Here is a 21,343-nt window from a genome sequence, read left to right as displayed (position 1 = left end):
CAGCGATTCATTAGTGCAATGCGGGTTTGGATTTCGGCTGTATGACGATCTGGATCGCGTGCCGTGATCCTCAAAACGGCTTCAGGAATTGGATCGCTTGCCGCTCGTGATGGCTCAATAGCCTGAAAGCCTCAGCGGGCCCACGATCAAACGTTCCAATGGCTTCTTGACCGTTCGGATACGTCAATTGTTCGTCGCGTTCCGGGCCATGAAGGTCTCCGGCGACCCGTCTTCCGAATTGACGAAAATGATGTCGCGTGGGTCGCGGCGAGGTGTGTCGATCGACAAAAAAATCACAGGATGCTCCAGGATGTCCGGCAGAGCGTGGACCGTACCTTTTTCGAAGAACAGCAGGTGCCCGGGCGCGAACTCCGCCTGGGTCTCGGCGCTCTCCATCCAGAATGTGCCGCGACCGGCCAAAACGTAAAGATACTCATCACAGGTCGCATGATAATGCGGCGGCGTCCCCTTGTAGACGCGGAAGACGCGCGAACTCGCGGCTTCCCGATCCGTCATGTAGCGGTCGACCAATAACGTATCGGCGCTTTCCGGCAAAGCCGCAGCGACGTCCGAGACCACGAAACGTGCTGATTTCTGGCCCTGAGTGTCCATGTCATATATCCTATTGAATCACACAAAAACTGAAGCAGGTCGCACAGGTTAGACAGCGCGCAGCCGGGCGTATTAACTAACCCGGACCATAGCGCTCTGCGACGAGGTTCCTCGCTTTCACTGCTGCCACGCCAATCCATATGATCCGATCGCTGTTGGTGACAAGCGGCATGTGCAGATATCGTCATACGCTCGTGCTCGCCGAACGGGAAAGTGTAGCCGCACGGACGGAGAAAAGAAAAGCACCCGATCCAAATATCAACGCATTTATAAATGCCTTCCTATTTGGGGGCAGTGGTTCGACCGCGAAGATTTGACATAGGCGCCGCCGACATTCCCTGCCATTTGTCATTAATGTCCTGACAAACCCGCACTAAATGTATTGTTTGGATTGATGTATCTGTCCGTTTGAAGAGAGAGAATAGTAGGTGCCCGGTGCCGCACAGCCCCTTGCCGCTGGCGTCAAGCGCGGCCTCGGAAGGTCTTTGCAGATACACGGATCGCGTACGATGCCCGATCATCATGATACGCGCCCCCTGTGCTGGCCGTTCTTCGATCGAAGTTACTGCTAGGTTTCCGGTCATTCTCTCGCCCACATAAGACAGAGAAAGGATAGCCATGTCTGCATCCGCCCGATCTCAGACGATCGATATTTCGCTTACCGTCAACGGCAGGCCCGTGCAGGCCAGCGTCGAGCCTCGGCTGTCGCTTCTCGACTTCCTCCGCGAAGAGCTTGACCTGACCGGAGCCAAAAAAGGCTGCAATCGGGGCGAGTGCGGCACATGCACGGTCCTCGTGGACGGCAGGCGCGTCAACTCGTGCCTCGTTCTGGCCGCATCTGCGTCGAACCACGAGGTCGTCACTGTCGAGGGGCTGGCGAAGGACGGTGAGCTTCATCCCGTCCAGCAGGCTTTCATCGAGGCCGATGCCTTGCAGTGCGGCTTTTGCACCTCCGGGCAGATCATCTCGGCAGTTGCCTGCATCGAGGAGGGCCACGCCGGGTCTACGGAAGAGATCCGCGAATGGATGAGCGGCAACCTCTGTCGCTGCTCCTGTTACCCGCAGATCGCTGAAGCGGTGGAGATGGCCGCCCGCAGGATGGAGGCAGACAATGCATAACTTCGTTTACGAGCGGGCAAACTCTGCCGACAACGCCATGGATCTGGGGCATCGTGATGGAGCCGCCATCCTGGCCGGCGGCACAGAGCTGCTGAACTGGATGCGCATTGGCATCGAAAGTCCGGACCTGCTGGTCGACATTCGCGATCTGGGGCACCTAGACCGCATCGAAGAAATTGAGGGGGGGCTTCGGATCGGCGCCTTGTGCCGCCTCAACGACGTTGCGTGCCATCCGGCGATCAAGCGTGACTTTCCTGTTCTCTCTTCCGCTATCCTTCAATCCGCATCCGCACAGCTCCGCAACCTCGCGACGATCGGCGGCAATCCCCTCCAGCGCGTGCGCTGTCCCTATTTCCGGGAGGAGACGGTGAATGCCTGCAACAAGCGGCATGCCGGTTCCGGCTGCGCCGCCTATGAAGGTCACAACGAACGCATGGCGATCTTCGGCTGGACACCGGAGTGTGTGGCGGTACAGCCGTCCGATCCTGCCGTCGCATTTGCCGCGCTCGACGCGGTCGTCATCGTCCAGTCGACGGATGGCACGCGGCGGATCCCGATGCGCGAGTTTCATGTGCTTCCCGACGAAGACCCATCGGCGCACAGCGTGCTGGGGCGCGGTGAGCTGATTACAGGGATCGAGATATCCACGCCTGCACCACACTCGGCCTATCTGAAGGTGCGCGAGCGCCAGAGCTACGAATACGCGCTCGTCTCCGCCGCGGTCACACTCGACCTTGATGGGGAGACTATCCGGAATGCACGCATCGCTCTCGGCTCTGTGGCAATGCGCCCGTGGCGGCTCCTGGCAACGGAGGACCTACTGGTCGGTAAGCGCCTTGGCTCGAAAGACATCGCCGAGGCCGTCGATGCAGGCTTTGCCGAGGCACGCGCGCTGAGCGGAAACGCATACAAGATCACCTTGGCCCGCAATGCGGCGCTTCGGGCAATTGAACTAGCTTCGGAGAATTGATCCCATGTCCCATCAAGAGTCATCCGTCATATCCGAAAAGGTGACGCGTGTAGATGGCCCCTCAAAGGTTAGGGGTGAAGCGCGGTATGCCGGGGATCAGAAGGTCGACGGACAGATGCACGCCGTGCCTGTTCTGGCGACAATTCCCGCCGGAGAGCTGGAAAGCATTGATGCGAAGCAGGCACTCGCACTCGCCGATGGCATCGTGGTACTGACCGCGCGCGATATGCCTCGCCTACATCCCGATCTCGACAACATCACGGTGCCGCCATTGGCGACACGTCATATTCCGATGCAAGACAACCTGATCCTCTATGAAGGTCAGGTCGTCGCTCTTGTACTTGCGCCCTCACTCGCACTTGCGACGGAAGCGGCCAAGCTGGTCAAGCCCATCTACCGCACCCATTCATACATAAATCCGGAGCACCAAGTCCCGCAGAGTGCCGATCCAGCGCGCGGGAACTACTCGGGTTCGGGACCGCTGGACTGGACGAAGGGTACACCCGATGCCGCCTATGCCTCCGCACCTCATAAGGTGAAAAGCATCTATACCCAACCGTCGCGCCACGCCAATGCGATGGAGCCGTCGGCGATTGTCGCGCATTGGCATGATGGCCAGCTGACGGTCTGGGATTCGATGCAGCACATCAGTTCGGTGCAGATAACGCTGGCCGCCGTTTTCGGCCTGTCCATAGAGGATGTTCGCGTCATCGCCCCCCATACCGGTGGCGGCTTTGGCGTCAAAGCCTTCGTCTGGCCGCACGAGATTCTCGCGGCCATGGCATCAAAGGTCTGCGGCAAGGCGGTCAAGTTCGTTCTGACGCGCCAGCACATGTACAACATGGTCGGCTATCAGCCGCAGATGACCCAGCACATGGCGCTTGCCTGCGACGAGAAGGGCCAGCTCGCGGCGATCCGTCAGGATGTGGAGAATGTCACCTCCCTGACCGACGACTACGTCGAGTTCGGCTCGGCGGCGGCGCGCAGCTTCTACGCTTGCGACAACATCAGCATCAGCCAGCGGGTAAAGCGCGGGAACATCAATCTTCCGACCTTCATGCGAGCACCCTGGGACGGACCCGGCTCATGGGCCTTGGGATCAGCGCTTGACGAATTGGCGCATGAAGCGGGAATCGACCCTCTCGATATGCGCATTCGGAACCATGCCGATACGGAGCCGCAGACGGGCGAACCCTGGTCATCGAAGATGCTGCTCGAGTGCTACGAGGAAGGCGCACGGCGCTTCGGATGGCGCACACGGCCGGAAGGCGGCACGCGTGATGGATATTGGCTGCGCGGCTTCGGGATGGCCGATTGCAGCCAAGGACAAGCGCGCTTCCAGTCCTCTGCAGGGTTGACGCTCACCGCTGAAGGCACGGCCCATGTGGCATCCAGTTTCTGCGACATGGGCACAGGCCCCGCCACGATCTTCCGTCAGGTCGCCGCCGAGGCCCTGGGTCTTCCGCTGAGCGCAGTGACCTCCGATCACGGACAAACCGGCCTTCCCGCCGCAGGGCCCACCTATGGCCAGTCCACCACGATCAGCACCGGAAACGCCGTCCTCATGGCGGCGCGGGAAATCAAGGCGAAGCTCGCAGCCCACTTGCAATGGCCTGTTGCGGAAACCGTCATGGAAGATGGCTGTATTCGGCGGAACAATGAGCGTCTTTCCATCAAAGACGCAATGAAATTGATGGGCATGCAGGAGATTGCGAGCGAGAGCACCTTTGCCCTGCCCGGCGGCGCATATGTCGACATGGGGGCGCCAGGTCGGCCCGCACGGTCCTTTGGGGCACTCTTTGTCGAAGTTCTGGTCGACCCGGATCTTGGACTGGTCAGGCTGCGCCGCGCGACGGGTGTCTACAGCGCCGGCCGAATTCTCAACCCGCTGACTGCCCGCTCGCAGATCACGGGCGGCATCATCTGGGGCTGGGGAATGGCCACGATGGAAGGAAGTCACCTCGATCCCGAACGTGGGCGCTGGATTTCCCGCGACCTCGCCGGGGTGCCCATCCCGGTCAACGCCGACATCCCGGCGGATCTCGACATCTCGTTCGTCGAGGAGTTCGACCACGAGGCCGGTCCTCTCGGCGCTCGCGGCATCGGTGAACTCGCGGCAACGGGTGTCGCCGCAGCCGTGGGTAATGCGATCTTCGATGCGACGGGTGCGCGCTTGCACGATTTGCCCATCACACCAGACAAGATCCTGGGTGCACTTAGGCTGGTCTAAAATGCCTGTTCATTGATGATGTGGCTACTCTCTTCAGTCGATCATTGCCGACCCACCGATGGCACATAAATGCCCTCGGTGGGGGATCACATCGTCAAGGCGGAGCCTCTCTCAATCCGGGTTTAATGCATCCATGCGGCGAAAGAATCCATGTAATCTCGCCACTCCACAATCTTCCGGTCCTTGATGTGGACAATTGAACAAAAGCGATTGTCGTATTTTCGGCCTGTGGCGAGAACTTTGCCATGGACCTCGTATTCGAGGACGGCCACATTCCTATTATCTGTCGCGTGGACAATCAAATTGTCTGCGGATTGCAGTGTAATATAATCACCGTACCCCTTGAACACCGCCATCAAAGCGCTGCGTCCAGTGATTAAGCGGGGCCATGCCAATAGATCATAGCGAACTTCGTATGTGATTTCGTCGGCAACAATATCGAAGAAGTGCGCACCTTGGACGAGATCTCCAAGTGCTGTGCGGACCAGGTCAAAATATGGGGTAACGGCCTCGTAGGCCGCAAGATCAATATCGTTCACGGATTCCTCGCTTTTCGAGTTTCCTCACGGGATGGCGATGTCAGTGCGAGCGCAATCAGGCTCTTCAACATCTGCCGTAGTTCAGCCCCGTCCTGCGCAACGAGCTTGAAGCCCCGCATCGCGCTGGAAAGGAGTCGAGCGACATCCCTCGCCGAAAGTCCGAGGCGCTGAATATCAATGTCCGCGTCCTCCATGATTGAAGCCAACAACGCCTCGAATTTCTCATAGACTGCTTTATGAGCGTCGCGTGCAAAAAGCGGCGTTGCATCGACGATTTCCCGCGCCTCGGGCGAATTCTTATTGCGGTCGAAATTGCGGATCGTCCAAACCTCGAAGGCATAAAGCAGCTTGTTCGCGGCTGTGTCGTAGGCGTTCAGGTTGGTCTCAATGTCCTCGATCAGCAGCGCACCCTGACGCTCGATCGCTTCGCTGAAGACCTGCTCCTTGCTCTGAAAATAAAGGTAGAGCCCGGGCCGCGATATGCCCGCAGCCTCGGCGATCTCATTCATCGAGACCCGCTTGAATCCATAGCGGAAGAACACATCCAAGGCACAATCGAGAATGTGGCGGCGTTTGTCGTTACTCATGCCTGACAAAATAGACGGTTGCCATCAAAGTGTCAAAAAGATATACAAATAACCAGCATATGTCTAACTGTCTGTATATGGAGGCACTTATGGGAACCCCTCAGACCCCTCTCAAATCGGGTTTCGGAGTCGAAACATCGCCGGAAGAGGTCATGGCCGGGATCGACCTTCACCAGAAGGTCGCTGTCGTCACCGGAGGACACTCCGGTATAGGTCTCGAGACGACGAAGGCTCTCACTACGGCCGGCGCAACAGTGGTGGTCGGCGCGCGGAGCGTGGACAAGGCGGCGGAAACGCTTTCCGGCTTGAGAAATGTCGAAATTCTCCCGCTCGACCTCGCTGACCCTGCTTCTGTCGATGGTTTCGCTTCCGGCTATCTGCGGACACATATGGCTTGCGATATCCTCATCAACAACGCCGGCATCATGGCGACGCCGCTCATGCGCGACAGTCGGGGCTATGAGCTGCAATTCGCCACCAACCATCTTGGGCATTTCCAGTTGACCCTCCGCCTCTGGGACGCGCTCATCGCCGCCGATAACGCTCGGGTGGTGGCGCTTTCCTCGCTCGGGCATCGCTTCTCGCCCATCCACTTCGAGGATATCAATTACGCGCATCGGGACTATGACCCGTGGCGCGCCTATGGGCAGTCGAAGACAGCCAATTCCCTTTTCGCTGTTCACCTCGACACACTGGGCAAAGCGTCGGGCATTCGCGGCTTCGCGGTGCATCCGGGTCGGATTCCAACGACCGATCTCACCCGTTACATGACGGAAGAGGAAAAGGCCGCCGCGCTGCAGGCCACAAAGGTTGGTCCGGACTATGTGCCGTCACACCTTAAGACGAATCCGCAGGGCGCTTCCACGAGCCTGTGGGCCGCGACCAGCCCGCAGCTTATCGGCAAAGGGGGCGTCTACTGCGCGGATTGCGATATTTCACCCATCGTTGCGGACGACAGCCCGGACGTCAGTGGCGTGCGCCGCTGGGCGATCGATCCCGATCAGGCGGCTCGCTTGTGGGATTTCTCACTGGGAATGATCGACTGAACAATCGGTTGTGCGTTCGACCGCACCTGGATCCGATCGATCATGCCCTGAATTCACGAGAAGCGGAGACTAAACAGTGCAAACGGCCATCCATTCCGGCTTCGGGGAAAAGACCACGGCCGAGGAAATCGCCAGGAATTGCGATCTCCACGGGAAGACGGCACTCATCACCGGCGGGCATTCGGGCATCGGGCTCGAAGCGACAAGGGTGCTTGTTCGCGCCGGCGCACGGGTCATTGTCGGTGCGCGCGACCTGAACAAGGCGCGGACGGCCCTCTCGGACATCCCCACCGCTGAAGCGTACCGGTTGGATTTGGCGGATCCCGCTTCGGTCGTGGCGTTTTCGCAGCAGGTTTTGGCCGAGTGCGACAGCATCGACATATTGATGAACAATGCCGGCATCATGGCCTTGCCCCTGCTCCACCGGGACAGTCGGGGATATGAGCTACAGTTCGCAACCAATCATCTCGGGCATTTTCATCTCACTGCGCTGCTCTGGGATGCTTTGAAGCGGGCAAACGGAGCACGCGTCGTGACGCTATCCTCCTACGGCCACCGTTATTCATCGATGAATTTTGACGACCCCAATTTTGAAACGCGCCACTATCACAAATGGGAAGCCTATGGTCAGTCGAAGACCGCAAATGCCCTATTCGCGGTACATCTGGACACGATAGGCCGGGCCTTCGGCATCCGCGCCTTCGCCGTTCACCCCGGCCGGATTCCTTCGACCAACCTGAAGCGGTTCCTTACCTTCAAGGAATTGCTGGCGATGCCGCTGCTGTGGTTTTCCAAGGTTTATGTCAAAAGCATCGCCGAAGGGGCGGCGACCCAGGTCTGGGCCGCATTGAGCGATCAACTCGACGGCATGGGCGGCGCCTATTGCGCGGACTGTGATATATCTCCAGTCGTCACGAGCGACAGCCCGCTGGCCAACACCGTACGTGACTATGCCGTCGATCCGGAGCTTGCATATAAACTCTGGAGCCTGAGCGAAAAGATGACTGGCATGAAATGGGCACAACCGTGAAGTAAGCGTGTGGTCACTACATATCAACTGGGAACGGTTTTTTCCTTTTACTTATCTGTCCCCCACCGCGCGCATAGTTGTCCTAATTTATGAGATGAATGTCATGAAACTTAGTTTTTTCGGACTAGGGTCTGTGGGGATTGAACGAAGCCGCTGGCGCGGCATATAGGGCGGCTGATTTGCCGATGTCGCTGCTGTTTTGAAGGATCGGATGTTTGCCCAACTTTCAGAATGTTGAATTCAGCTCAAATACCTCCCCTGAGGATGCCGATGCGCGGCTTTGACCGTTCCCTGCTCGCCGATCTGACGGTTTTCGTCACCATCGTGCGCCGCCACAGCATGCGGCAGGCGGCGATCGAGCTGGGCGTGACGACCTCGGCCCTCAGTCACCGCATGCGCAAGCTGGAGGCCGATCTGGGCGTGCGGCTTCTCAACCGGACGAGCCGGTCGCTGACGCCGACCGAGGCGGGAGCGGCGCTGGCGCAGCGGCTGGAGCTGGGGCTGCAGACCATCGAGGATAGCCTTGGGATGCTGGCACGGCATCGCAATGTGCCATCCGGGCATTTGCGGATCAACGCGCCCAAGGATGCCTCGCGGCTACTGCTCGGGCCGATCCTGCCGCGCTATCTGGCGGAATTTCCGGAAATGCATCTCGACATCACGGTCGACGATCATCTTGTGGATGTCGTCGCCGAAGGGTTCGATGCGGGCATTCGCTATGGCGACCGGGTGCCGCAGGATATGATCGGCGTCACCCTGTCGAAACCTCTGCAATGGGTCGTCGCCGGCGCGCCTGCGCTGATTGCGCGGGTGGGGGTGCCGATGGTGCCTGACGATCTGCTGAGCCGGCCGTGCATCGAGATGCGGGTGGGCGACAACAGCCGCTATCCGTGGGAGTTGGGCAATGGCGACGCCCTGCGGCGGCTGGATGTGCGCGGGGCGCTTTGCACCAACGAAACCCAGCATGCGATGGATGCGGCCCTTGGCGGCGTGGGCTTTTTCTATTGCCTTGAGGAGTTGCTGAAACCGCTGATCGCTGAGGGGCGGCTGCAGGTCGTGCTGCCGGGCTGGGCCTCTGAAGGGGCGCCGCTCACGATCTATTATCCCAGCCGCCGGCAGGTTCCGCCGGGTCTGCATGAGCTTATCGCGATGATCCGCGTAGAGCAGGGTCTGCCCCGGCTTGCGATCGGCGGGGGCAAAGCCGAAGAAGTGCCGCCGGAGACCACCACCGCCCCTAGCCATGGTTGAGAATCGCTCAATATCGTGTTGAGCGGATGTGGCGCCGCCGAGGCTTGCCGGTGACCGCGCCGCCCGGGTAATCCTTGCTGGCATATGCACCGCAATCGCCCATCGCCCCGGGTTCCGCCCGCGCGGATCCACGATGCCGGCATCGACCCCAGACAGCCCCGAGAGAGCCCCATGCCCTACCATGCTGCCCCCGACCGCTATGACACCGCCATGACCTATCGCCGCTGTGGCCGCAGCGGCATCGACCTGCCCGCGATATCGCTGGGGCTTTGGCACAATTTCGGCGGCGCGGATGTGTTCGAGACCGGCCGCGCGATCCTGCGTCGCGCCTTCGATCTGGGTGTCACCCATTTCGATCTGGCCAATAATTACGGCCCTCCCTATGGCTCGGCAGAGGAGAATTTCGGCCGCGTCATGGCGCAGGACTTCGCCCCCTATCGTGACGAGATGATCATCTCGACCAAGGCGGGCTGGGACATGTGGCCCGGGCCCTATGGTGGCATCGGTGGCAGCCGCAAATATCTGATTGCCAGCCTCGATCAATCGCTGAAGCGGATGGGGCTCGACTATGTCGACATCTTCTATTCGCATCGCGTCGACCCGGATACGCCGCTGGAAGAGACGATGGGCGCGCTCGCCCATCTTCACCGGCAGGGCAAGGCGCTTTATGTGGGCATCTCCAGCTATTCGCCGGAACTGACCCGCAAGGCCGCCGCGATCCTGCGCGAGGAACGGGTGCCGCTGTTCATCCATCAGCCGAATTATTCCATGTTCAACCGCTGGATTGAGGATGGTCTGCTTGACACGCTGGGGGATCTCGGCACCGGCTGCATCGCCTTTTCGCCGCTGGCGCAGGGGCTGCTCAGCTCGAAATATCTGGGTGGCGTGCCTGCGGGCGCGCGGGGGGAGAAGGGGCGCCTGCTGCGCGACGGCGATCTGCAGGCGCAGGTTCTGGAGCGGGTGCGGGCCCTGAACGGCATTGCGGAACGCCGTGGCCAGACATTGGCGCAGATGGCCATCGCCTGGACGCTGCGGGATCCGCGCGTCACCTCCTCGCTCATCGGTGCGCGCACGGTCGAGCAGCTTGAAAACTCGCTTGGCGCGCTGAACGGCCTTGCGTTTTCTGCCGAAGAGCTCGCGGAGATCGAGCACTATGCCAAGGATAGCGGCACCGATTTCTGGAAGGAATCGGCATCCCTCTAGAAGCTGTCTTTGTCAGACGCCCTAAAGGCCCGATGCTCGGCGTCCTTTGCGTAGCGTTTAAGCGATAGCAACAAGCCTGAGCGCGACCGCAGTGATGATGACCTTGTGCGATTTTCGAACGTGACGCCGTCGAAGCGCGAAGGCTTTGAGTATGGGGTGTGGCGATGAGGGCTGCTTGGTAGTGGAGATGCCGTAGAGGGCGGTGTGTCCCTCCGGCAACGGTCCGTTTGCCGCGCAAAGCGGCGCTGTGGCGGCTATGAGCGCGAGCGTGGATACGGCGGGGTCCTGACATTGCTCGTCGGAGACTTGTCCTAATTTAGGAGCTGTTTGCCATGAATCTTGGTTTTATCGGACTGGGCAATATGGGCCATGCGATTGCCGCCAATCTACTGAAGGCCGGGTACGAACTCACGGTCTGGAACCGGACTCCGGAACGGGCACAGGCGCTGGTGGAGGCGGGAGCGCGGCGGGCGCAAACCCCCGCCGAGGCTGCAGACGTGGATGTCGTGTTCACCATGCTCGGCGATGACGCCGCGGTGTCCGCCGTCACTTTCGGCGATGACGGTATATTGGCCGCCCGGGCCAAGCCATTGCATGTTTCGATGAGTACGATCAGCACTGATCTAGCCGAACGGTTGACCCAAGCCCATGCTGACGCAGGCGGACGCTATATTTCTGCGCCTGTCTTCGGGCGACCAGATGCTGCGGCGGCAGCCAAGCTGTTCGTCGTCACCGCAGGGGCGGAGGCCGATCTCGCCGTCTGCCGGCCGTTGTTCGATGCGGTGGGGCAGCGCCATTTCGTGGTCGGCGATCAGCCAGCCCAGGCTAATATCGTTAAACTTTGTGGCAATTTCCTCATCATGTCCGCCATCGAAGGCATGGCAGAAGCCATGACGCTGGCGGCCAAGAATGGCATCGACCGTTCGGCTCTGCTGGAGGTTTTGACGAGCACCCTGTTCGGCGCGCCGGTCTACCACACCTATGGCGGAATATTGGCGGAGGAGCGGTTCCGGCCGGCTGGTTTTGCAGCACCCCTGGGGCTCAAGGACATGCGACTGGTGGGTCAGGCAGCTGAGGCTGCCCGCGTGCCGCTGCCGCTGCTGGGCGTAGTGCGCGACCATCTGCTGTCAGCGATCGCAAGGGAGGGGGAAGATATCGATTGGTCCGGCATCGGCGCGGTCATTGCCAAGGATGCGGGTCTCTAAACTTCAAGACGGCGTTCTTTTTTCACCGAAAATTCTACCTTTGTAGGAGACTTCACCTTGAACACTAAAGTCAAACTTCTCGGCATCTCCGGCAGCATCCGGCGGGCCTCCTTCAACGCAGCCATCCTCAAGGGGCTGGCCGACAGCATTGCCGATCGCGCAGCGCTGGAGCTGTTTCCGCTCCATGACATCCCTCTCTATGATGAGGACAAGGATACGGCGACGCCGCCGGAAGCGGTCGCACGGCTGCGGGCTGCGATTGGCGCGGCGGACGGCCTGGTCATCGCCACGCCCGAATATAATCACGGCATGTCCGGCGTCCTCAAGAATGCGTTGGACTGGGCATCGCGGCCCTTCGGCCAGTCGACACTCACAGGAAAGCCGGTTCTGACGCTTAGTTCATCGCCTGCGGCAACGGGCGGCGTGCGTGCCCAAGCGCAGTTGAACGAGACCTTGACGGCGATTGGCGCGCCGCTCGTCCTCCGCCCACAGGCCGTCGTCGGCGCCGTTCACGACAAGATCCGCGATGGTCGCCTTGTCGATGCTGCGACGCTCGGCTTTCTAAGTGAGGGCATCGACGATCTCTTGCGCAATATCGAAAGCAGTGGTTCGGCGATCAGCGAAGAAGCCTGAGCCTACCTGGCGCTCCCCTATCACAACAGCCACAAGGAAAAGCGTAATGCACTATCGCTCGCTTGGCCGCTCCGGCCTCAAAGTCTCCGCCCTTACTCTCGGGACCATGACCTTCGGCGGAAGGGGTAATTTCGTCAAGACCGGCAATACTGATCTGGCCGGTGCGAAGCGCCAGATCGCCATGTGTATCGATGCCGGTGTCAACATCATCGACACGGCCGATATCTATTCCTCCGGCCTTTCCGAGGAGATCGTGGGCGAGGCGATCGCCGACATGCGCGATCGATTGCTCGTCGCGACCAAGGCGCGCTTCCCCATGTTCGAGGGTGGTCCGAACGACCGCGGCCTCTCGCGCCATCATATCGTGCGCGCCTGCGAAGCGAGCCTCAAGCGGCTCGGCACCGATCATATCGACCTTTACTGGATGCACGAGTGGGACGGGCAGACGCCGCTGGAGGAGACGCTGGCGGCGCTGGACGACCTCGTTCGCTCTGGCAAGATCCGCTATGTCGGCGCGTCGAACTTCTCAGGCTGGCATCTGATGAAGACGCTGGGCATCGCGGAGCGCGACGGGCTGGTGAAGCCCGTGGCGCAGCAAATCCATTACACGCTGCAAGCGCGCGAGGCGGAGTATGAACTGATGCCCATCGCCGTCGATCAGGGCGTCGATATTGTGGTCTGGTCGCCGCTCGCCGGCGGATTACTTTCGGGCAAGTATCGCCGGGGGAAACCGGAGCCGGAAGGGACCCGCAAGGCTGCGCAATGGAATGAGCCTCCCGTGCGCGATGTGGAGGCATTGTACGACATTGTTGAAGCGCTGGTTGATATCGCGGCGCAGAAGGGCGCAAGCCCGGCCCAGGTCGCACTGTCGTGGCTCCTCACCCGGCCAGGCATCGCCTCGCTAATCGTCGGCGCACGAACGGACGAGCAGCTCGCGGACAATCTGAAGGCCGCTGAGTTGGTGCTGTCGGCAGAGGAAATCGCGCAACTCGAAACGGTCAGCCGACCGCCGCTCCTTTATCCCTACTGGCACCAGAAATCGACTGCGTCAGATCGCCTGTCCCCGGCGGATCTGGCTCTGATTGCGCCGTTTCTAGAAAGCTGAACCAACGCGGTCGGGACTCGCACCTCAGACCAGGCCGTCGCGCCTGCGGATCATTACGATCAACTCGCGCAGGCCCGGGTCGATCTGCTTGCGGCTCGCGTAGCACGCGCAGAAGGCCGGTCTGGGCAAGGACCATTGGGGCAATCCAATTCCATCGCAATGTGTCACCTCTTCTTGCGAGCGCCGGTCCAGCGCATAGGCAAAGCCCAGCTCCCGGCGCAAGCAGATGTATTCTTGCAGCGTCATGTCGGAGAGTTTTCGAGCGATCATAGCGTGCTGAGTATTTGGGCGAAGCGATCCCACCCAGTTCAAACAGAATGGACTGCTTCGCGGGCACGTTGCGGTTCGCCACCGTCCGTGTCGGCAAGTAGTAAATGCCACACTCGCGGGATTGATAGCATTCTAAATAAGGGACTGAAGGGATTGACATCGAGCGACATTTGTCAATGAATGACACTTCCGTTTGCAAGATGCCGAGGAGCAGATAATTGTCCGGCCTGCGTGAGGCAAAGAAGGACCGAACCAAAACCCAACTGCTCGAGGCGGCTTTGGCGCTGATCTCGCGCCACGGGTTCGAGCAGACCACCATCAACCAGATTGCCGACGAGGTGCAGGTGTCGCCTCGCACTCTGCTCCGATATTTTCCCACCAAGGAAGACGTGATTGTAAGCTGGGTGGAGGATGGCATGGGTGTCTTTCGAGATGCCCTTGTGAAGCGGGAGGCTATGGCGCCACCTTTCGACACCCTCCTCGCCTCGGCGCGGGCTATGCTCGCCTCCTATCAGGCTCGGGCCCACTTCTTCCTCGCCATTGAGCGCGTGATTGCCACATCGCCATCCGTCGCGGCGCGCAAACAGCAGATGATGGAAGCACTGGCACAGGATGTAGTGACAATCCTGAGAGGGCGTCCCGGCAGGGACGCGCCGGATGCGCTTTCATGCGACGTATTGACCGGCACCGTGTTCGCGATGATCCGGGCCACAATTCATGCCTGGGTGGCCGCCGAGGGCCGGCAAGCGCTTCTCGACATATTCGAAGATGCCAGCTCGGTCGTAAGACCAGCGCGGGTATGAGAGCCGGTGCAGGGGAAGCCTCAAGGAAAATCTCAACTGCCGCCCCCACTTGACCCTGAAAACTATATGAGAACGAGCCCAATGTACTATGCTGTTACTGCGCAAGACAATCCTAATGCCGGCGACCAACGGCTTGTCTTGCGGGATCGTCATTTCGCGTATCTGAAAAGCCTTGGTGAGAAACTCGTTTTTGCTGGCGCGCTGTTCGATGCTCGCGACAACATGGACGGCTCTCTTATGGTTCTGGATGCAGAGTCGCTCGACGAAGCCGAAGCCCTGGTGGCGGGTGATCCATTCGTCAGCGAGGGCCTATACATTTTCACTCAGGTGAAGCGGTGGAGCTTCTCGTTTAACAATCTCGCGACGGGTAGCCATTAGATCACAATATTTGTCGCAAATTGACATTTGTCAGTAAGTGACATATTTTGCCTCCATCGAACGGTGATGAGGTGAAGAATGACCGACAACAAACGCATAGCTTTGGTGACAGGCGCAACGCGTGGCTTGGGCTTGGAGACGGCGCGCCAACTTGGCCAGCAAGGCGTGACCGTGCTCCTGGGTGCGAGGAATATCGAAGCGGGTGAGACGCAAGCCGCCTTACTCCGCGACGACGGGCTTGACGTGTCGGTCATACGGATCGACCTGAAGGACGAAGCCTCGATAAGCAGCGCTGCGGAAGAGATCGAGCAGCGCCATGGTCGCCTCGACATCCTCGTCAACAATGCCGGCATCTTGTTGCTGGAGAAGGATGGCTTCCCGAGCGTTGCCGATCCGGTTGCGATGCGCGAGACTATCGAGATCAACTTTATTGCCACTGCGATTGTCACTCAGAAGATGCTGCCGCTTCTTCGTAAGTCGCGCGCCGGGCGGATCGTCAACGTTTCGAGCAGCCTCGGCTCACTGTGGTGGAACACCGATCCGAATTGCCCAGTGCCGGACAACAAATGGCTGGGCTATTGTGCCTCGAAGGCAGCGGTCAACATGCTGACGGTTCAACTCGCCTACGAACTGCGCGATACACCGATCAAGGTGAACGCGGTTTGCCCGGGCTATGTCATGACGGAGATGAATCAGGGCGGCGGCTACCTTTCCATCGAGGAAGGCGTTCGCCCGGCTGTGGAGTACGCGTTGATCGGTGATGACGGTCCATCTGGCGGATTTTTCACAGCCGACGGCGCGAGGGCATGGTGATATGGACGAACCGGCCGAGACTTCGCGTATTCCGGGTCATGTCCTGATCCTCAGCGAGCCGTCCTCGGCCGCTCTGATTAGCAAGATGGAGGAAGCAATCCGCGCGAAAGTCGAGCAGGTGACGCATCTTCGCAGTTCCGGCGACCTCGACGCGACGGCGGAGTTATGGCGATCGACCGACGTCCTTCTCGCCTATGGCACCTTTCCCTGCTCGCGCGATCTCATGGCGTCCAATCAGCGGTTGCGTGGCGTGGTGAGCCCCTGGACCGGAACCGAAGGTTTCGATGAAGCCGCCGCTACGGATCTCGGGATCGCGGTTGCCAATGGCCAGGCGGACGAGAACAGCCAGAGCATCGCCGAAGCGACCGTGATGCTGATGCTCGCTTGCCTCTACGACCTGCATGGCAGCGAGGACGCGCTGCGCAATAGCCTGCCGCGACCTGCCATCCCCTCGGCACGGATGATGCGGGGGCGCACGGTCGGCATTATCGGCTTCGGAGATATCGGCCGCCGCGTCGCGGACCTGCTCGCACCTTGGGGCGTGCGACTATTAGTCTATAACCGCAGTCCGATCGCCAATCCTCACGTTCAGACCATCGATCTACCAACGCTCCTGCACGAAAGCGATATCATCTCGATCCATCTCGGCCTGAATGATGAAACGCGTCATCTACTGGATCGCGAAGCGTTGAAGCTGGTTAAGCCGGACGCGATTCTCGTCAATACGGCGCGCGGCGGCATCGTGGATGAAGCAGCGCTTTGCGATGCCGTGCGCGAAGGACGGATCGGCAGGATTGCCCTTGACGTCTTCGAGGAAGAACCGTTGCCGCCGACCAGCGCACTACGCTCGCTTCCGAACGCCGTTCTTACACCTCATCGCGTCGGCCAGACACGGGAGACAGGTACGGGACTGATCCGCCTCGCCATTGAGAACGTAACGCATCTTCTGAAAGGCGAGTTACCGCTGCGCCTTCGTAACCAAGCTGTTCGCGAGGTCTGGTTGCGGCGCTGGGCGAAGAACGGATAGGTTACTTTTCTTCAGTTCGGTTCCCTGCAACCCAGCGCGCGGTTGCATCGATAAGCGGATGGTGGCTCGCATCCTGAATGGAAACTAGCGATTCTCCGATTTTCCCAATGTAGCTGCGCATGAAACCGCGAAGCTGTCCTCCAACATTTGGAAATGTGCAATCTGCCCCTCCTGGATGGTAAGGACAATAGCGAAGCTTGTTTCGATCAGCTTTCCGGTGCTTCTAACGCGCGAAGCGAGAGAACCCAGAATCACTGCTCGCTTCTCGTTCGCCAGTACGTCGTCAACGTCGAGTCTAACCCTCTCTATTCGAGCTGACGTCTCTCTTAGGAAAGTAAGCACTGCTTGGCGCCCGGACTGTTGGCCGATCCAGGGGAAGGCGCGGGTATCGCCGGGAATCTCCCACACTATATCTTCTGCGAATAGTTCGGCGACGGCTGCCGGCTCAGCTCCTGAACCGAGCCGGTGCAGGAATTCGTGCGCGATGGAAAGAGGATCGATCTGCGACATGTGACCTCCTTTGAATGGACGTGTATTGCGATGAGTGCATGCGTCCGCCGGCTAGATTTGAGCGGAGCCACCATCGGCGAAGAGCTCGCTGCCGTTGACGAAGCGGGCATCATCGGACGCGAGGAAGAGCGCGGCTGCGGCCACATCGGCGGGGTCTCCGAGCTCGCCCCACGGCGTCGTGCGGGCTACGCTATCCAGCATCGCCTGATGGGTCTTCTCGTCGGGGGCGAGACCATGCCAACCGGGTGTGGACGTTGCACCCGGCGCCAGTACGTTGACGCGGATATGTCGAGGCGCCAACTCGATCATCCAGCTCCGGGCGAAATTGCGGATCGCAGCCTTTGTTGCTGCATAGATACAGCGACGAGCGCGCCGGCACCACCGATCAGGCCGAACAGAGCAATCCCGTTCGGACCCAGGCCGTTCTGTTCGCGCAGTTCGACGGGCACCGTCGTCCAGTAGAGGCTGAATCCGAAGAAGAGCAAGGCTTGCCGTATGGCCCGATGTCGTAATTCCGGCTCGCCCACCCATAGCTGCGAAAGCGACCTGACGAGCGTCACATAGCGCTGCTGTGTATGAACCCGACGTGACGGAAGCGACCGACGCAACGCGGTGGCGAGTATCGTGAAAACCAAAGCGTCCAGCCCATAGAGCGCGCGCCAACCCAGACGGGCCGAAACGAAGGTGGCAACAGGCCAGGCAAGAAGGATACCGATCAAGAGCCCGCCAGTTACGGTCCCAACAGCCTGTCCCCGCCGCTCGCTCGAACTCATGAACGCGGCAAGCATGACAAGAATTTGCACCGAGACGGAGGAAATGCCGATCCCAAGGCACGCAACGAAGAATGTCGTGCTGTTCGGAGCGATCGCTATGGCGACGAGGCAGGCGATGGATCCGACGAGCAAGACAGAGAGGAACCGACGGATCTCGATCAGATCGCCCAACGGCATGAGAAAGAGCAAGCCGATTACATAACCGATTTGTCCTACGGTAACGACGAACCCGGCAACTATGCTCGATATCCCGAGAGTGTCGCTAATCGTGTAAGCGATGGGCTGAGCAAAATAGCTTCCCGCCGCGACGAGCGCCGCGCTTGCGGTCAGCAAGCCGAGCATGAGGGGGCTGGCCATTTCCCCTCGTTCTGGTGCCGATGGCTCACGGACCAATGGACATTCCTGTGAGGCGCCCGGAGTCGCTACTTCCTCTCGGCCGTGGCCGACTTGCTTTTGGACCATTCTTGTTCTCTCGATTACGCTGCGCGAGATCATGGTCTGATTTTCACTTTTGATCCAAACGCCCTTCTGTCATATAATTCATGACAAATAGTGCGGAATTGATGATGGCGTTTGACGGAAGGATATTGGCCGGCGTGAGCGTTCTGGCGGCCGTGGTGGAGAATGGCAGTTTCGTGAAGGCCGCCGAGGTACTTGGCCTTTCCGCGTCCGGCGTCAGCAGAGCAGTCTCGCGGTTGGAAAGCCGCATCGGTGTGCGACTTCTCGACCGGACGACGCGGGCACTTCATCTAACCGATGAGGGTGCACGTTTGTACGGGGACGTCCTGCCGCATCTCGACGGTATCGAGGAAGCGGCGATTCTGGCCTCCGGTTCCTCGAAAACCGTGCGGGGCCGGCTGCGCGTAAACGTGGATCCCTATTTCTCGCGGCTCGTACTGGCGCCGCGACTGTCGGAGTTTCTCCGAAGATATCCTGACATAAGTATTGAGCTGTTCACCAGCGATGTGATGGGCGACCTGGTCGCGGAAGGGATTGACGTTGCCGTTCGGTTCGGGCCGCAGGCCGGGTCGTCGAAAATCACGCGGCTCCTCGTCGAGACCCGTATCCTCACAGTTGCGGCTCCGTCTTATTTGGCGGCACACGGTCGACCGTCGACGCCGTCAGACTTGATGAAGCACGCCTGCATTCAATACCGGGATCCATTGACCGGCCGCCCCTTCGAGTGGGAGTTGCATCGCGGGAAGAAGATCGCCCCGGTCCGGACATCGGGGCCACTACTTGTCACAGATGTGGGAACGATGCTGGGCGCTTGCCTCGCGGGCGCGGGAATTGCCCAGGTCATGGCGTTCGGCATTCAGGACCTGTTGGATAGGGGCGATCTGATCGAACTGTTTCCCGATTGGCCCGGAGAGAGGTTCCCGCTGTACATCGTCCATCCGTCCCGTCGGCATCCTGCTGCCAAAGTTCGCGCCTTCATCGACTTCTGTAGCGAGATTGCGCGAGCGCAACGCCACAACGCCGGGTAACGGGTTCTTCAAGCACATGGTTGCGCATAACCCAATCATTCCACCCATTCCGTCATCAATGTGCTGACAAAGGCGCACTAAAGTCTCTCTGCTCACTGTTGTATCCATGCACTCAAATGGAGTGAGCAATGGATATTAAAGGCTGCACAGCCCTCGTGACGGGCGCTAATCGCGGACTCGGGAAAGCCTATGCTGACGCGCTGATCGCGCGCGGCGCGGCAAAAGTTTATGCTGGTGCCCGCGATCCCTCGACGATCACGGATCACCGCGTGACGTCGCTGCAACTCGACGTAACCTCGCCTGAGCACATTACGGCGGCCGTCGCTGCATGTCCCGATGTGAATCTTTTGATCAACAACGCTGGCACCATGCTCGCCACGCCTATCCTCGATCCGCAGGCAGAAACGGCGCTCCGCACTGAACTGGAGGTCAACGTCTTCGGTATGCTTCGCATGGCACAGGCCTTCGCGCCTGTCATCGCGCAAAACGGCGGCGGTGCGATCGCGAATATGCTCTCGGTCGTTAGCTGGTATGTCTATCCGTTCAACGCCACCTATTGCGCCACGAAATTTGCCGGCCTGGCGATCACCAACGCCCTGAGAGTGCAGCTCAAGGCCCAGAACATCGACGTCGTTGGCGTTTATGCTGGGTTTATCGATACGGCGATGGCCGCCGCCGTCGAGGCAGAAAAGACTCCGCCCTCCCAGGTCGCGGAGCGGACTCTCGATGGTCTCGCGAGCCGCATCGATCACGTCTACGCAGATCAGGCCGCCGAGGATTTGTGGGCAATGGTGCGAGACGATCCCTCGCAGCTTGAGGCGATGAGCCAAGCCCTATGGGATGCCGGTTCGCCCTGGACCTTCTGAATTCACAAGACACGGAGACACAGATGTACGTCGTCACAGGTATTACCGGACAAGTCGGAGCGATCGTCGCGCAAACTCTGCTCGACGCGGGCCTTCCCGTTCGCGCCGTCGTCCGCAATGCAGAAAAGGGAGCGATCTGGGCCGCGAAGGGCTGTGAGATTGCCATCGCCGATATCCTTGATGCCGATGCGTTGGCAGCGGCGTTTGGCGGCGCCGAGGGCGTCTTCCTGCTGATGCCGCCAAACTACGATCCTGAACCGGGCTTTCCGCAGACGGCGCAGATCATTGCCGTCGTCACCTCGGCAGTTGAAACCGCCCAGCCCGGCAAGCTGCTGTTTCTATCGACGGTCGGCGCGCATGTGGCGGAGCCGATGCTTCTCAACAATTCGAGGATGATGGAGGAAGCATTGCGCGCCCTCCCTATCCCGGTATGTTTTCTGCGCGCCGCTTGGTTCATGGACAATGCGAAATGGGATCTGGCGTCCGCCCGTGAGGGCACGATTCCCTCCTTCCTGCAACCGCTCGATCACCCGATCCCGATGGTCGCAACAAGCGACATCGGCCGGACTGCAGCCAGTCTCCTGCGTGAAACCTGGGGCGGAACACGTATTGTCGAGCTCGAGGGGCCGCGACGCTATTGCGCCAATGACATCGCCTCGGCCTTTGCCGCGGCTCTCGGCCATCCCGTGGCAACGGAACCCGTGCCGCACGACAGCTGGGAAGCCCTCTTCCGCGCACAAGGGATGAATAATCCAACGCTGCGGATCCGTATGCTTGACGGTTTCAACGAAGGCTGGGTCGATTTCGAAGGCGGCAGCGCGGAACACCGAACCGGGACCGTAACGCTCGACACCGTGATCGAGACACTGGTCGCTCAGTAGGCCGGGGA

At 60.0% G+C, this 21,343-nt stretch carries 24 protein-coding genes; 17 read left to right on the top strand and 7 right to left on the bottom strand.

Features of this window, described 5'->3' with window-relative positions:
• Window positions 1-183: 183 nt before the first annotated feature.
• Entirely contained in the window at window positions 184-612 is a 429-nt protein-coding gene (locus D3P35_RS21270; protein WP_118137658.1) for a cupin domain-containing protein, read from the bottom strand.
• A gap of 618 nt (window positions 613-1,230) precedes the next feature.
• On the opposite strand from D3P35_RS21270, the gene D3P35_RS21265 reads away from it, so the two are divergent.
• From D3P35_RS21265 to D3P35_RS21255, 3 genes are read left to right on the top strand one after another with little or no spacing between them, the layout of a single operon-like run.
• Window positions 1,231-1,731 carry a (2Fe-2S)-binding protein gene (locus tag D3P35_RS21265; protein ID WP_118137656.1) on the top strand — a complete coding sequence of 167 codons (501 nt, stop codon included), beginning with the start codon at window positions 1,231-1,233 and terminating at the stop codon, window positions 1,729-1,731.
• The gene (locus D3P35_RS21260; protein WP_118137654.1) at window positions 1,724-2,701 is read left to right on the top strand and encodes a xanthine dehydrogenase family protein subunit M; all 978 of its coding nucleotides are present in this window, start codon (window positions 1,724-1,726) and stop codon (window positions 2,699-2,701) included. Before D3P35_RS21265 ends, D3P35_RS21260 begins: the two co-directional genes overlap by 8 nt.
• Before the next feature lie 4 nt (window positions 2,702-2,705).
• The gene (locus D3P35_RS21255) at window positions 2,706-4,931 is read left to right on the top strand and encodes a xanthine dehydrogenase family protein molybdopterin-binding subunit (RefSeq protein WP_118137652.1); all 2,226 of its coding nucleotides are present in this window, start codon (window positions 2,706-2,708) and stop codon (window positions 4,929-4,931) included.
• A 122-nt stretch (window positions 4,932-5,053) separates the two neighbouring features.
• On the opposite strand, the gene D3P35_RS21250 is transcribed toward D3P35_RS21255, so the two are convergent.
• On the bottom strand, window positions 5,054-5,470 hold the full coding sequence (locus D3P35_RS21250) for a nuclear transport factor 2 family protein (RefSeq protein WP_118137650.1): 417 nt from the start codon (window positions 5,468-5,470) through the stop codon (window positions 5,054-5,056).
• The gene (locus tag D3P35_RS21245; protein WP_118137648.1) at window positions 5,467-6,057 is read right to left on the bottom strand and encodes a TetR/AcrR family transcriptional regulator; all 591 of its coding nucleotides are present in this window, start codon (window positions 6,055-6,057) and stop codon (window positions 5,467-5,469) included. The genes D3P35_RS21250 and D3P35_RS21245 overlap by 4 nt, the downstream gene beginning before the upstream one ends.
• A 59-nt stretch (window positions 6,058-6,116) precedes the next feature.
• Here D3P35_RS21245 and D3P35_RS21240 point away from each other — a divergent pair, with 59 nt between their 5' ends.
• From D3P35_RS21240 to D3P35_RS21210, 7 genes are all read left to right on the top strand, one after another.
• Window positions 6,117-7,103: an oxidoreductase gene (locus D3P35_RS21240; RefSeq protein ID WP_370032152.1), complete on the top strand. Its 987-nt coding sequence runs from the start codon at window positions 6,117-6,119 to the stop codon at window positions 7,101-7,103.
• A gap of 76 nt (window positions 7,104-7,179) precedes the next feature.
• Entirely contained in the window at window positions 7,180-8,133 is a 954-nt protein-coding gene (locus D3P35_RS21235; RefSeq protein ID WP_118137644.1) for an SDR family NAD(P)-dependent oxidoreductase, read from the top strand.
• Window positions 8,134-8,403: 270 nt separating this feature from the next.
• Window positions 8,404-9,381, top strand: a complete 978-nt coding sequence (locus D3P35_RS21230) for a LysR family transcriptional regulator (RefSeq protein ID WP_118137641.1) — start codon at window positions 8,404-8,406, stop codon at window positions 9,379-9,381.
• Between the two features lie 171 nt (window positions 9,382-9,552).
• The gene (mgrA, locus tag D3P35_RS21225; RefSeq protein WP_118137640.1) at window positions 9,553-10,584 is read left to right on the top strand and encodes an L-glyceraldehyde 3-phosphate reductase; all 1,032 of its coding nucleotides are present in this window, start codon (window positions 9,553-9,555) and stop codon (window positions 10,582-10,584) included.
• A gap of 332 nt (window positions 10,585-10,916) precedes the next feature.
• A complete protein-coding gene (locus D3P35_RS21220) occupies window positions 10,917-11,789 on the top strand; it encodes an NAD(P)-dependent oxidoreductase (protein ID WP_118137638.1) in 873 nt (290 codons plus the stop codon).
• 57 nt (window positions 11,790-11,846) lie between these two features.
• The gene (locus D3P35_RS21215) at window positions 11,847-12,422 is read left to right on the top strand and encodes an NADPH-dependent FMN reductase (protein WP_118137635.1); all 576 of its coding nucleotides are present in this window, start codon (window positions 11,847-11,849) and stop codon (window positions 12,420-12,422) included.
• Between the two features lie 46 nt (window positions 12,423-12,468).
• Window positions 12,469-13,527, top strand: a complete 1,059-nt coding sequence (locus D3P35_RS21210) for an aldo/keto reductase (RefSeq protein ID WP_118137633.1) — start codon at window positions 12,469-12,471, stop codon at window positions 13,525-13,527.
• A gap of 24 nt (window positions 13,528-13,551) precedes the next feature.
• Here the strand turns inward: D3P35_RS21210 and D3P35_RS21205 are convergent, their stop codons facing one another.
• On the bottom strand, window positions 13,552-13,773 hold the full coding sequence (locus D3P35_RS21205) for a hypothetical protein (RefSeq protein WP_118137631.1): 222 nt from the start codon (window positions 13,771-13,773) through the stop codon (window positions 13,552-13,554).
• 242 nt (window positions 13,774-14,015) lie between these two features.
• Here D3P35_RS21205 and D3P35_RS21200 point away from each other — a divergent pair, with 242 nt between their 5' ends.
• The 4 genes from D3P35_RS21200 (at window position 14,016) to D3P35_RS21185 (ending at window position 16,818) form a co-directional block, all read left to right on the top strand.
• Window positions 14,016-14,600: a TetR/AcrR family transcriptional regulator gene (locus D3P35_RS21200; protein ID WP_118137629.1), complete on the top strand. Its 585-nt coding sequence runs from the start codon at window positions 14,016-14,018 to the stop codon at window positions 14,598-14,600.
• A gap of 81 nt (window positions 14,601-14,681) precedes the next feature.
• Window positions 14,682-14,978: a YciI family protein gene (locus D3P35_RS21195; protein ID WP_118137627.1), complete on the top strand. Its 297-nt coding sequence runs from the start codon at window positions 14,682-14,684 to the stop codon at window positions 14,976-14,978.
• A gap of 78 nt (window positions 14,979-15,056) precedes the next feature.
• Window positions 15,057-15,791, top strand: coding sequence for an SDR family oxidoreductase (locus tag D3P35_RS21190; protein ID WP_118137625.1), 735 nt, complete (start codon window positions 15,057-15,059; stop codon window positions 15,789-15,791).
• Between the two features lies 1 nt (window position 15,792).
• Window positions 15,793-16,818, top strand: a complete 1,026-nt coding sequence (locus tag D3P35_RS21185; RefSeq protein WP_118137623.1) for a 2-hydroxyacid dehydrogenase — start codon at window positions 15,793-15,795, stop codon at window positions 16,816-16,818.
• An 84-nt stretch (window positions 16,819-16,902) separates the two neighbouring features.
• Here the strand turns inward: D3P35_RS21185 and D3P35_RS21180 are convergent, their stop codons facing one another.
• Genes D3P35_RS21180 through D3P35_RS21170 form a run of 3 tightly spaced genes read right to left on the bottom strand, consistent with a single transcriptional unit; the run spans window position 16,903 to window position 18,458 of the window.
• On the bottom strand, window positions 16,903-17,328 hold the full coding sequence (locus D3P35_RS21180; protein WP_118137621.1) for a nuclear transport factor 2 family protein: 426 nt from the start codon (window positions 17,326-17,328) through the stop codon (window positions 16,903-16,905).
• A 51-nt stretch (window positions 17,329-17,379) separates the two neighbouring features.
• The gene (locus D3P35_RS26580) at window positions 17,380-17,637 is read right to left on the bottom strand and encodes an SDR family NAD(P)-dependent oxidoreductase (RefSeq protein ID WP_198670741.1); all 258 of its coding nucleotides are present in this window, start codon (window positions 17,635-17,637) and stop codon (window positions 17,380-17,382) included.
• Complete coding sequence (locus tag D3P35_RS21170; protein ID WP_198670731.1) at window positions 17,634-18,458, bottom strand: MFS transporter; 825 nt, start codon at window positions 18,456-18,458, stop codon at window positions 17,634-17,636. The genes D3P35_RS26580 and D3P35_RS21170 overlap by 4 nt, the downstream gene beginning before the upstream one ends.
• A gap of 209 nt (window positions 18,459-18,667) precedes the next feature.
• Here D3P35_RS21170 and D3P35_RS21165 point away from each other — a divergent pair, with 209 nt between their 5' ends.
• The 3 genes from D3P35_RS21165 to D3P35_RS21155 all read left to right on the top strand — a co-directional run bounded on the left by D3P35_RS21165 (window position 18,668) and on the right by D3P35_RS21155 (window position 21,335).
• Complete coding sequence (locus tag D3P35_RS21165; protein WP_118137617.1) at window positions 18,668-19,588, top strand: LysR family transcriptional regulator; 921 nt, start codon at window positions 18,668-18,670, stop codon at window positions 19,586-19,588.
• Between the two features lie 128 nt (window positions 19,589-19,716).
• Window positions 19,717-20,454 carry an SDR family oxidoreductase gene (locus D3P35_RS21160; protein ID WP_118137615.1) on the top strand — a complete coding sequence of 246 codons (738 nt, stop codon included), beginning with the start codon at window positions 19,717-19,719 and terminating at the stop codon, window positions 20,452-20,454.
• 23 nt (window positions 20,455-20,477) lie between these two features.
• Window positions 20,478-21,335 (top strand): NmrA family NAD(P)-binding protein, encoded by an 858-nt coding sequence (locus D3P35_RS21155; RefSeq protein ID WP_118137613.1) that lies wholly within the window; start codon window positions 20,478-20,480, stop codon window positions 21,333-21,335.
• Window positions 21,336-21,343: the final 8 nt, after the last annotated feature.

It is taken from the genome of Oceanicella sp. SM1341, from assembly GCF_003448965.1.
Classification (GTDB): domain Bacteria; phylum Pseudomonadota; class Alphaproteobacteria; order Rhodobacterales; family Rhodobacteraceae; genus Paroceanicella.
The sequence above is the reverse complement of the archived record's forward strand: the minus strand, read 5'-3'. Positions and strand labels throughout refer to the sequence as shown.